This is a genomic window from Micromonospora sp. CMU55-4 (genome assembly GCF_011602315.1).
Lineage (GTDB): Bacteria > Actinomycetota > Actinomycetes > Mycobacteriales > Micromonosporaceae > Micromonospora > Micromonospora chalcea.
Genome location: NZ_JAAOLH010000008.1, coordinates 82,906 through 93,997, shown reverse-complemented (window position 1 = coordinate 93,997; position 11,092 = coordinate 82,906). Strand labels below are relative to the sequence as shown.

The window sequence follows — 11,092 nt, the reverse complement described above, 5'->3', positions numbered from 1 at the left end:
TCGGATCGCCGACGGCGTGCAACCGCCCACCACGGCGGGGGGTGTCAGGCGTACGAACGGCAGCGGGGAGAGAGATGGATCCGGACAGTGGGTTCGAGGAGTTCTACCGGAACAGCAGACAACGCGTGGTGACAGTGCTGTACGCGCTCGGCGGCGACCGGAGCGAGGCACAGGACGCCGCCCAGGAGGCGTACGCGCGGGCCTGGCAGCGCTGGTCCCAGGTCGGCACGTACGACGACCCGGAGGCGTGGGTGCGCACCGTCGGGCACCGCCTGCTGGTCAACCGGTGGCGCAAGGTCCGCAACAGCGTGGTCGCCTACCGGCGGCACGGACCACCACCTCCGGTCCGGCCACCCTCCGAGAACACTGTCGCGCTGGTCAGCGCGTTGCGGCAGTTGTCGGCGGACCAGCGGCAGGCGATCGTCCTCTACCACCTGGCCGACCTGTCGGTCGCGGAGATCGCGGCGCAGATCGGCGTGCCGAGCGGCACCGTCAAGGCCCGCCTGGCCCGGGGCCGCAAGGCTCTCGCCGCCCTGCTCGACGTGAACTTCCCGGAGGAGGTCCGCAATGCCTGACCCGATCTTCTCCGACCTCTACCAGGACACCGAGGACCTGATCTGGGCGCCCACCGAGCAGGTGCGCCGCCGAGGGCGGCAACGGGCCCGGCGTACCCAGCTCGCCGCCGGCCTGGCCGCCGCGGTCGCCGTCGCGGTCGTGGCGACCGGTGTGGTGCTGGCCCGTCCGGACGCCGCACCGCCGCCGGTGCCCCCGGCGACAGTCGAACCGATCACGCCGACGCCGGCGCCCACGCCGAGCACCACGCCGTCGGCCGAGCCGTCGGCGAGCGGGGCGCCGACGCCGAGTCGCACCGCGGGAGAGCCGGCCGCCAGCATCGGCGGCGGGCCGACCAGCCGTACGCCGAGCCGGACGATTCCGGCGGCGGCGACGCTCCAGCTCGCCGACCTGCCGACGGGCTTCACGATGCAGACGGGAAAGGTGGGCGGTGACTGGTCCCTGGAGTTCATGTCCTCCTTCTGCGTGAACGAGTCGCCGACGCTGTCCGACGGGGAGGTGGCCACCCGGTCGGTGGCGTTCAACTCGCCCACCGACTGGATCGTCCAGCGGGTGACCCGGCACTCGGGCACGTCCGCCACCACGGTGATGAAGAATCTCCGCAAGCTGGTCACGGGCTGCGAGATGGAGCAGCCGGGCGACTCGCTGTCGATCATGGCGGAGTCGCTCGGCGGTGACGACGGCGTTCTCGTGGGAAGCGACGTCGGAGGGCGGCCCGGTCGCTGGCTCGTCGTCCGGCAGGGCGATCTGGTGGCGCAGCTCCGCCTCGACTCCCAGACCACGCCCACCGAGGCCCGTCGTACCGCCCGGTCGGTGGCGAACCGGCTGTGTGCCGGCACGGACACCTGCTGACGGGTGCGCGGAGGTGAGGCGGGGCCGAGCGAGCGCGGCCCCGCCTCACAGGCGCAGCGACTCCGGGGTGTGCAGGCGGAGCATGGTGGCGCCGACGTCACGCGGGAGACGCCGCCGGCTGGCCATGGAGACGAGCACCATCACCGCGAACGCCAGCGGCACCGTCCACGCGGCCGGCTGCGTGGTGAGCGTCGCCGGCCATCCGGTCAACGGCGGCCCCAGCACGGTGAGCAGGACCGCGCCGACCGCCGCGCCGCCGCCGACCAGCACCCCGGCGGCGGCGCCCAGGTCGGTCAGGCCGCGCCACCAGATGCCGAGCACCAGCAGCGGACAGAAACTCGACGCGGCCACCGCGAACGCCAGCCCCACCACCTGCGAGACGTCCAGCCCGGAGACGTTCAGCGAGAGCAACGCCGGCACCCCGCCGGCGATCACCGTGGCGAGCCGGAAGCCGCGTACCGAGCCGCGGCCCAGCACATCCGTGGAGATCACCCCGGCGACGCTGGTGAGCAGGCCGGACGAGGTGGACAGGAACGCCGCGAACGCGCCGGCCGCGACCAGCGCGGCGAGCAGCCGGCCGGTGGTGCCGTCGCCGAGCGCCGCCCCGGGCAGCAGCACCACCACCGCGTCGGTCTGGCCGCTGACAAGCAGTTGCGGCGTGTAGATGCGGCCCAGCACGCCGTAGACGGTGGGCAGCAGGTAGAAGACGCCGACGAGCGCCAGCACCACGAGCGTGGTGCGGCGGGCGGCGGCGCCGTCGGGGTTGGTGTAGAAGCGGACCAGCACGTGCGGCAGGCCCATGGTGCCGAGGAACGTGGCCAGGATCAGCGAGTACGTGGCGAACAGCCCTCTGTCGTTCTCCCCCGCCGTGTCCGGCAGCAGCCACTCGGCGGGGCCGGTCGCCGCGCCGGACACCTCCGGCACCGGGTCACCGGCGGCGAATTCGAGGCGGTCGCCGGGGCGTACCTCCCGGATGTCGCCGTCGGGCAGCGTGAGCGTCGCGCGGTGCTCGACCACGACGGTGGTCGCGGTCCGGAACGTCGGCCCGTCGGGCGGGGTCACCGCCGGGCGGGCGTCGGCCTGCCACTGCAACGCCAGGAAGATCGCGGGTACGGCGAGCGCGGTGAGCTTCAGCCAGTACTGGAACGCCTGCACGAAGGTGATCGCCCGCATGCCGCCCAGCGCCACGTTCGCGGTCACCACCACGGCGACCAGCAGCGCGCCGAGCGGGTACGGCGAGCCGGTGAGCGTGGCCAGGGTCAGCCCGGCGCCCTGCAACTGCGGCACCAGGTAGAGCCAGCCGATGAAGATCACGAAGACGGTGGCGAGCGTCCGCAACCGCCGGGAGCCGAGCCGTACCTCGCAGAAGTCGGGCAGCGTGAACGCGCCGGAGCGGCGCAGCGGCGCGGCCACGAACAGCAGCAGCGCGAGGTATCCGGCGGCGAAGCCGACCGGGTACCAGAGCACGTCCACGCCGTACTTGAGGATCAGCCCGGCGACGCCGAGGAAGCTCGCGGCCGACAGGTACTCCCCGCCGATCGCGGCGGCGTTCCAGGTCGGGCTGACCGCCCGGGAGGCGACCAGGAAGTCCGACGTGGTGCGGGCCAGCCGCAGCCCGTAGAAACCGATGCCGACGGTGACCAGCGTGACGGCGACGATCGCCGGGACCACGTACCCGTTGGACATCAGCGTTCCGGCCGTCGGATCAGGTCGACGAAGTCCTGCTCGTTGCGTTCGGCCAGCCGCACGTACGCCCACCCGACCACGATCAGGAACGGGAAGGACACGACGCCGAGCAGCAGCCACGGCAGGTTGACCCCGAGCACCGTGACCCGGCCGACCGAGGGCGCGATGGCGAACAGCCACGGCAGGCCGCCGAGCCCGATCATCACCAGCAGGCTGAGCCGCAACGCGAGCGAGAGCTGGGCCCGCATCAGTCCCTGCACCAGCGTCTCGCCCACAGGGGTCTGCTGGGCCAGTTCGGAGCGGGTGCGGTCGGCCGGGCTGCCGGCCCGGGAGACCTCGGCCAGCACGATCCGGGTCCGCTGCGGGGTGGCGGCCGGCTGCGGGCTCTCCGGCTGCCGGGGGGCGGGCGCCGGCGACGCGCGCGGGCCGGGCACCGGGGCGGTCTCGACGGGCCGCCCCGGTGGATGCTGTTCCTCGGCTCCGGTCACCCCCGGCAGTCTCGCCCGCTGAGCCGAATTGTCAAGACCGCGTCGTTGCGCCCTGTGCACAACCTGTGGATAACGCTTCACCCCTGTGGATAACCCGGTGGACGGCGCGGAGTCGTTGTGGACGACCGGGCGGGGTGTCAGGGTGAGCCGGTAGAGAGGAGGTGTGACAGTGACCAGCCCGGCACGACCCGGCACCGGCGACGTCTGGACGGTGGACGACCTCCAGGACCTCCCCGAGGACGGCCAGGACTACGAGATCTTCGACGGGAGCCTGCTCGTGTCCCCACACGCCGACGTCCGGCACGGCGCGATCGCCAACCGTCTCCGCCGGCTCCTCGACCGGCAGGCTCCGGCCGGTCTGCTCGTCGGGCAGGACGTCGGCGTCAGCGCGAAGCGCTCCTCCTACTTCGTGCCGGACGTCTTCGTCGCCCGCGAGGAGGCACTGGAGCGGGGTGGCCCGGCCCTCGCCCCGGCCGACGTGCTGCTCGTGGTCGAGGTCGTCTCGCCCGGCAACGCCGGTCGTGACCTGGTCCTCAAGCGCCACGAGTACGGCGTGGCCGGCATCGCGCGTTACTGGCTCGTCGAGCCGCGCAAGGAGACCCTGACCGTGCTGGAGAACGTCGACGGCCGCTACCGCGAGTCGGCGGTGCTCTCCACCGCCGACGTGTACCGCGCCGACCAGCCGTTCCCGCTCGTCCTGCCGGTCGCCGAGATCTTCTGAGCGCCCTGATCCCGCCTGGGCGTCAGCCGAGTCCCACCCGTACCGGGTTCGAGGTCGCCGAGCCCAGCCAGGTGTGCGGGTTGCCGAACCAGCACCACCCGAGCTTCGGCGCGCCCTGACTGATCCAGAGCGCGGGCACCCGCCGGTCACCGCAGCGCGAGCCCACGAGCGAGAAGCACCTGTTGCTCGCCAGCGCCGCCGGGTACAGCGTGACGAACGCCAGACCTTCGTCGATGGTGATGGGGAGCCGGTCCTTCGCGGTCATGTCCTCCAGCGCGGCCGACGGCGCCACGTTGCGGTACTCCTCGCCCCGGTCCACGTCGAAGAGCAGGTACGCGGGCCCGGCCGGCACCTCCAGCTCCTTGATCGGGTGGAAGGTGGGCAGGTCGTCGGCGGGGAAGTTCCGGTCGAGGATGCCGGTCTTGCGCTTGCCGGCGAGCGTGGTGAGCGCGATCCGCTCCGGCACCGGCACCAGTTCCCGCGTGGTCACCAGCAGGAACGGCACCCGCCCCTCGGTGGGGCCGCGCAGCCCGGCGGAACCGGTGACCGCCGCGTCGCGCAGCGGGCTGAGCAGGGCGCGGAACGTCTCCTCGGTCTGCCCGGCCAGCGCCGGATAGCCGAGTTGAACGAGGCGGTCGAGCTGGCTGTCGAATTCTGCGGCGGCGTCGAAGCGGTCGTCGGACATGCGGTCCCCCACCCTGTCGTACGGTCTGCCGTACATTGTACGCCAGGGTTTGCGGTGACCCCTCCCTCAGCGACTCCAGTCCTGCTTCGCGGCACGGACCAGCTTGTCCTTCAGCTCCCGGGTGTGCCGGCGGCTCACCGGCAGCTCGGATCCGTCGATCACCACCACATAGCCGGAGTTGACCAGCCGCAACTCGGCGATGAGCCGCAACTGCACCAGGTACGAACGGTGGATCCGGACGAACCCGGCATCGGCCCAGCGCTCGGCCAGCGTCGCCAGCGAGACCCGGACCAGGTGCGACCCGTCCGCCGTGTGCAGGCGCGCGTAGTCGCCCTGCGCCTCCACCCACCGCACCGCCGAACGGGGCAGCATCCGGGTGGTGCCCGCCAGCTCGATCGGGATGGTCGGATCCTCCTCCGCCCGGGCCAGCGCGGCCGGGTGCGACGGCACCACCCGGGAGCCGATCACCCGGCGCAGCGACTCGGCCAGCCGCTCGGCGCGTACCGGCTTGCGGACGTAGTCGGTGGCGCCCAGGTCGAACGCGTCCACCGCGCCGTCGTCGTACGCGGTGACGAACACGATCGCCGGCGGACGGGCGAACCGGCGCAGCACCCGGGCCAGTTCCATGCCGTCCAGCCCCGGCATCCGGATGTCGAGGAACACCACGTCCACGTCGTCGTCGCGGAGCACCCGCAGCGCCTCGGTCGCGTCCCCGGCCGTGTGCAGCCGGGCCACCCGGGGATCGGCGCGCAGGTGGTACGCCAGCTCGTCCAGCGCGGGCGGCTCGTCGTCCACCGCCAGCACCCGAAGGAACCCCGTCACGAGGAAACCCGTACGCCGGGGTGGAACTTCGGCACCCGCATGCTCACCTTCGTACCCGAGCCGAGGCCGGTCTCGACGACCAGGCCGAACCCGTCCCCGAAGACCGACCGGAGCCGTTCGTCGACGTTCGAGAGGCCGACGTGCTGCCCCGGGTCGTCGGCCGGGTCGCTGCCCGCCCCGGACAGCTCGGCGATCCCGGCGGTCAGCGTCGTCGGATCCATCCCCACCCCGTCGTCCTCCACCGTGATGTGACACTCCGCGCCCGCGTCCCGGGCCTCGATGCTCACCATGCCGGTGCCCGGCTTGCGGGACAACCCGTGGCGGACCGCGTTCTCCACGAGCGGCTGCAGGCAGAGGAACGGCAGCGTCACCGGCAGCACCTCGGGGGCGATCTGCAGGCGCACCTGGAGCCGCTCGCCGAACCGTGCCCGCTCGATGGTCAGGTAGCGGTCGATCGAGCGCAGCTCCTCGGCGAGCGTGGTGAACTCGCCGTGCGCCCGGAACGAGTAGCGGGTGAACTCGGCGAACTCCAGGATCAGCTCCCGGGCCCGCTCCGGGTCGGTACGCACGAACGAACCGATCGCGGTCAGCGCGTTGTAGATGAAGTGCGGGCTGATCTGGGCGCGCAACGCCCGCACCTCGGCCCGGGCGAGCCGCTCCCGCGACGACTCCAGCTCGGCCAGGGCGAGCTGGTCGCCCGCCCAGTGCGCGGTCTCCAGCGTGGCCTGCACCAGACCCGGGGCCGGCCGCTCGCCGGCCACCGCCACCAGCGCGCCGACCACCCGGCCGTCCGCGCGCAGCGGCGCCACCACCGCGCCGCGGACCGGGCAGTCGACCAGGTCGCAGCGCAGCTCCGACTCGCCCAGCACTGTGGAACGCCCGCTGCCGACCGCGCGCCGGGCCGCCGCGACCAGTTGATCGCCGTGGTGCGCGCCCTGCCCGTCGACGGCGAGCAGCGTGTCCCGGTCCGTCAGCGCCAGCCCGGCCGCGCCCACCAGGGCCCGCAGATGGCGTACGGCCTTCGCCGCGTCCGCGGCGGTCAGCCCGGCGCGCAGCGGCTCGGCGGCGAGCCCGGCGGTGTGCAGCACCTCGTACGTGGCGCGCTGCGTCGCCGTGGCGATGCCCCGTCGGCCACGCAGCCGCAGCACCGCCCAGAGCGCCGCCGCCAACGCGGTCACGAGCGAGACGACGGCGAAGACGGCGGAGAGGTTGCCACCCACGCAGCGATCCTGCCGGGTGCCGGCCCGGTAGCGCTAGTACGCGCCCTTGCGGGCCAGCACCACGCCCACGGTCCGCCACAGGATGCTCAGGTCGTACGCCAGCGACCAGTTGTCGACGTAGTAGAGGTCGAGCCGGACCGCCTCGTCCCAGGACAGGTCGGAGCGGCCGGACACCTGCCACAGCCCGGTCATGCCCGGCCGGACCAGCAGCCGGCGGCGTACGTCGCCCAGGAAGTCGCCGTCGTCGGCGGGCAGCGGGCGCGGGCCGACGAGCGACATCTCGCCCCACAGCACGTTGATCAGCTGGGGCAGCTCGTCCAGCGACGTGGCCCGCAGAAAGCGGCCCACCGGGAAGACCCGGGGGTCCTGCTTCATCTTGAACAGCATGCCGTCGGTCTCGTTCCGGTCGACCAGACCGGCGAGCCGCTCCTCGGCGTCGACGTACATGGTCCGGAACTTCCAGACCCGGAACGTCCGCCCCTCGTGCCCGACGCGGGGCTGGCGGAAGAAGACCGGCCCGGGGTCCGAGATCCGGATGGCCAGGGCGATGGCGGCGAAGAGCGGGACCAGCATCAGCAGGCCCAGGCCGGCGGCCACCCGGTCCATCAGGTTCTTGACCAGCAGCGCCGGCCCGGACAGGGTCGGCTCCTCGACGTGCAGCAGCGGCAGGCCCTCGATCGGGCGGATGTGCACCCGGGGACCGGCGATGTCGGTGAGCTGGGGCGCGACCACCAGGTCGACGCCGGAGCCCTCCAGCTGCCAGGCCAGGCGGCGCAGCTCGCCCGGCTCGGCGCTGGCCGAGCCGCAGACCGCGATGGTGTCGCCGCCGACCTCACGTACCAGGGCGAGCACGTCGCGGCCCGCGTACACCGGCACCGGGGTCTCCAGGCCGCGGGCGGCGGCGTACCCGTCGGTGAGGTGGATGGCCACCGGGATCAGGCCGACCGACGGGTGCCGGGTGACAGTGGTGTAGACCTCCAGGCACTCGGGCAGCGTGCCGACGAGCACCATCCGGTGCCCGGCGTGCCCGAACCGGCGGCGCAGCCCGTGCAGGGCGGCCCGGGCGATCAGGCGGCCGAGCAGGATCAGCAGCAGCGCGCCGAGCAGCGCGAAGCCGACGGTCCACCGGGACAGTGTGGTCTTCGTCGCGAAGGCGAGGAACGACACGGTCGCTGCGACCGCCAGGCCCGAGCGGATCACCCGCTTGAACTCGTCCGGACCGAGGCCGAGGTAGCGCCGGTCGTACGCCCGGTTGCCCCAGAGGATGAGCACCCAGCCGAGCGGCAGCAGCAGGAACGCCACGGTGTAGAACCACGCCTCGGGCGCGTCCCGGAAACCGGAGGCCGCCTGCTCGAAGATCTGCACGGCCAGGAAGCTGGCCAGAGCCGCCGCGCCGAAGTCGAGCAGCAGCAGGAACAGGATGTAGGGCCGGTGCCACCGGGAGACCCGGCGCCGAGCGCGGGCCCACGCCGACCGGGGTACGCCGTTGTGCGACGGCGGAGTCGGCGGCTGGATCTCAAAGCTGTCGACGTGCCGCACGCTCTTGCTCCGGCCTCTGTCGGTTACCGGGCGCTGGAGGCTTGTCGTCACCTCAACCCATGTCCTCCCGCATGACCCGCACCCTCACTCGCCGTGAGGATCCGGGTCGCTCACCGTCCCAGTCTCCCACGCGGGCCCGGCCCGGACCGGCCCCCGCGAAGAAGCCGTGCCGCTGGTGCTCGGTGAGATCTGGCCGGCTCCGAATCAGTTGTGAAGCCGGGGACCGAGCCACTATACCGATGGATGACCACTCGGGTAGAGGGGCGGACCCGGACCTTCGGTGATCCCGGGTCGATTCCACTCAGTAATCGCCGGGTGCGGTTACTCACCGTACGAGACGGGACAACCTTCGGTCAGCCAGCGGCTTCCCGCCGGTCTGACATGTGGGGCAGTACTGGAGGCTCGAATCGGCGAACGAAACCTCACGCACCGTGTCGCCGCAGACCGGACACGGCAGGCCCTTGCGGGCGTGCACCTTGAGCCCGGAGCGCTTCTCGCCCTTCAGCTCCGCCGCCCGCTGGCCCATCGACCGGCGTACCGCGTCGCCGAGGACCGTGCGCGTCGCCGCGTGCAGGCCGGCGAGCTGGTCGTCGGTGAGCCGGTCGGTGATCGCGAACGGCGACAGCCGCGCCGCGTGCAGGATCTCGTCGGAGTACGCGTTACCCACCCCGGCGAGCACCGACTGGTCGGTCAGCACGCCCTTCACCTGGCCCCGGCGACTGCGCAGCCGCTCGGCGAAGGTCGGCAGATCCGCCTCCAGCGCGTCCGGCCCGAGCTTCGCCACACCCGGCACCAGCGCCGGGTCGGTGACCAGATAGGCGGCCAGCTTCTTCTGGGTGCCCGCCTCGGTCAGGTCGAAGCCGGAGCCGTCGTCGAGGCGTACCCGCACCGCTATCGGGCCCTTGCCGGGCCGCAGCGGGGTCGCCGCCGGGAACGCCTCCCGGTAGTGCAGCCAGCCTGCCCGGGCCAGGTGGACCACCAGGTGCAGTCCCTCGTCGAACCGGACATCGAGGAACTTGCCGTACCGGCCGGCACCGGTGACCGTACGGCCGGCGACAGTGCTCGGCGGCGGGTCGTACGTCTTGAGCGCGCTGATCGCGGCGACCTCGAACCGCTCCACGCGGCGGCCCACCGCACGCTCGCGCAGGTAACCGGCGAGCGCTTCCACCTCCGGAAGTTCGGGCATCGTCCAACGGTAGCCTTCTTTCCCGTGAGAATCGTGGTGGCGCACAACCGGTACCGGGAAGCCCAGCCCTCCGGCGAGAACACCATCGTCGACGCGGAGATCGCCCAGCTCACCGCCGTCGGCGTGGAGGTGCTGCCGTTCCTGCGCAGCTCCGACGAGATCCCGTCGATGTCCAAGCCGGCCAAGGCGCTGCTGCCGATCTCGCCGATCTGGGCCCCGAAGGCCCAGCACGACCTCGACCGCCTGCTGACCGAGCACCGGCCGGACGTGCTGCACCTGCACAACCCGTACCCTCTGCTCTCGCCCTGGGTGGTGCGGACCGCGCACAAGCGCGGGGTGCCGGTGGTGCAGACCGTGCACAACTACCGGCAGGTCTGCTCCTCCGGGCTGTACTTCCGTGACGGCGTGATCTGCCAGGACTGCCGGGGCCGGGCGCTGGGCGTGCCGGCGATCGTGCACCGTTGCTACCGCAACTCGCGGGCGCAGAGCGCGCTGATGGCGACCACGCTCGCCGTGCACCGCCCGACCTGGAAGTCGGTGGACCGGTACATCGCGCTCACCACGGCTGTGGCTGATCATCTGCGCGACTACGGCATTCCGGACGAGCGGATCGTGGTCAAGCCGAACGCGGTACCCGACCCGGGCACACCGGCGCGGGTCGGGAACGGCTTCCTCTTCATGGGGCGGCTCAGCCCGGAGAAGGGGCTGGACCTGCTGCTCGCCGCGTGGCGGCGGCATCCGGTGGGTGCGCTCGGCCCGCTGCGCATCGCCGGTGACGGCGAGCTGCGCCCGCTCGCCGAGGCGGCCGCCGCGGAGCGGCCCGACGTTCTCTACCTGGGCCAGCTCGACCGCTCCGGGGTACGCGCGGCGCTGGCCGACAGCTCCGTGGTGCTGGCCACCTCCACCTGGCACGACGTGCTGCCCACCGTGATCATCGAGGCGCTGGCGTCCGGGCGGCCGGTGCTCGGCACCGCGCTGGGCGGCATCCCGTACCTGGTGGGCGCGGACGGCCCGCGCGAGCCCGCCGGGACCGGCCCGGCCGAGGTGGCCACCGCCGCGCCCGGCGACGGGCATGTCGCGTTGCCGGTCGGGGTGCAGCGCGGCGAGGCGGGTTGGGTGGTGGCGCCGGAGGCGGACGCGCTGGCCGCCGCGCTGCCGCTGGCCGCCGCCGAGGCGGGGATGCTCGCCGGTCCGGCCCGATCCCGGTACGAGCGCACGTTCCACCCCGACGTGATCACCAAGCGCCTGATCGACATCTACGCCGGCCTGGCCGCCCCCGGAGGCCGCCCCGCGCGCTGAGCCCAGGTGTGCTGAGCCCGG

General features: G+C 72.9%; 11 protein-coding genes. 4 read left to right on the top strand and 7 right to left on the bottom strand.

The genetic code is table 11. The features are described 5' to 3' along the window. Window positions 1–74: 74 nt before the first annotated feature. Window positions 75–575, top strand: coding sequence for a SigE family RNA polymerase sigma factor (locus tag HA073_RS15965; protein WP_043327745.1), 501 nt, complete (start codon window positions 75–77; stop codon window positions 573–575). Beyond that, window positions 568–1,425 (top strand): hypothetical protein, encoded by an 858-nt coding sequence (locus HA073_RS30630; RefSeq protein WP_064448094.1) that lies wholly within the window; start codon window positions 568–570, stop codon window positions 1,423–1,425. The genes HA073_RS15965 and HA073_RS30630 overlap by 8 nt, the downstream gene beginning before the upstream one ends. A 45-nt stretch (window positions 1,426–1,470) precedes the next feature. On the opposite strand, the gene HA073_RS15955 is transcribed toward HA073_RS30630, so the two are convergent. Together HA073_RS15955 and HA073_RS15950 are read right to left on the bottom strand one after the other, a co-directional pair. After that, window positions 1,471–3,111, bottom strand: a complete 1,641-nt coding sequence (locus tag HA073_RS15955) for a cation acetate symporter (protein WP_113974508.1) — start codon at window positions 3,109–3,111, stop codon at window positions 1,471–1,473. Beyond that, window positions 3,111–3,461 (bottom strand): hypothetical protein, encoded by a 351-nt coding sequence (locus HA073_RS15950; protein WP_051611565.1) that lies wholly within the window; start codon window positions 3,459–3,461, stop codon window positions 3,111–3,113. Before HA073_RS15950 ends, HA073_RS15955 begins: the two co-directional genes overlap by 1 nt. 307 nt (window positions 3,462–3,768) lie before the next feature. Here HA073_RS15950 and HA073_RS15945 point away from each other — a divergent pair, with 307 nt between their 5' ends. Further along, entirely contained in the window at window positions 3,769–4,320 is a 552-nt protein-coding gene (locus HA073_RS15945) for a Uma2 family endonuclease (protein ID WP_166456772.1), read from the top strand. Between the two features lie 22 nt (window positions 4,321–4,342). On the opposite strand, the gene HA073_RS15940 is transcribed toward HA073_RS15945, so the two are convergent. The 5 genes from HA073_RS15940 to HA073_RS15920 form a co-directional block, all read right to left on the bottom strand. Beyond that, on the bottom strand, window positions 4,343–5,005 hold the full coding sequence (locus HA073_RS15940) for a DUF5701 family protein (RefSeq protein ID WP_240925799.1): 663 nt from the start codon (window positions 5,003–5,005) through the stop codon (window positions 4,343–4,345). Between the two features lie 66 nt (window positions 5,006–5,071). Next, complete coding sequence (locus HA073_RS15935; protein WP_043327751.1) at window positions 5,072–5,827, bottom strand: LytTR family DNA-binding domain-containing protein; 756 nt, start codon at window positions 5,825–5,827, stop codon at window positions 5,072–5,074. Further along, window positions 5,824–7,047, bottom strand: a complete 1,224-nt coding sequence (locus tag HA073_RS15930) for a histidine kinase (RefSeq protein WP_064448098.1) — start codon at window positions 7,045–7,047, stop codon at window positions 5,824–5,826. The genes HA073_RS15935 and HA073_RS15930 overlap by 4 nt, the downstream gene beginning before the upstream one ends. A gap of 33 nt (window positions 7,048–7,080) precedes the next feature. Beyond that, window positions 7,081–8,586 (bottom strand): sugar transferase, encoded by a 1,506-nt coding sequence (locus HA073_RS15925; protein WP_069089258.1) that lies wholly within the window; start codon window positions 8,584–8,586, stop codon window positions 7,081–7,083. A 325-nt stretch (window positions 8,587–8,911) separates the two neighbouring features. Further along, a complete protein-coding gene (locus HA073_RS15920; protein ID WP_030499405.1) occupies window positions 8,912–9,772 on the bottom strand; it encodes an Fpg/Nei family DNA glycosylase in 861 nt (286 codons plus the stop codon). Window positions 9,773–9,796: 24 nt separating this feature from the next. Between HA073_RS15920 and HA073_RS15915 the strand changes: the two genes are divergently transcribed. Next, window positions 9,797–11,071 (top strand): glycosyltransferase family 4 protein, encoded by a 1,275-nt coding sequence (locus HA073_RS15915; RefSeq protein ID WP_166456770.1) that lies wholly within the window; start codon window positions 9,797–9,799, stop codon window positions 11,069–11,071. The last annotated feature ends 21 nt before the right edge of the window (window positions 11,072–11,092 follow it).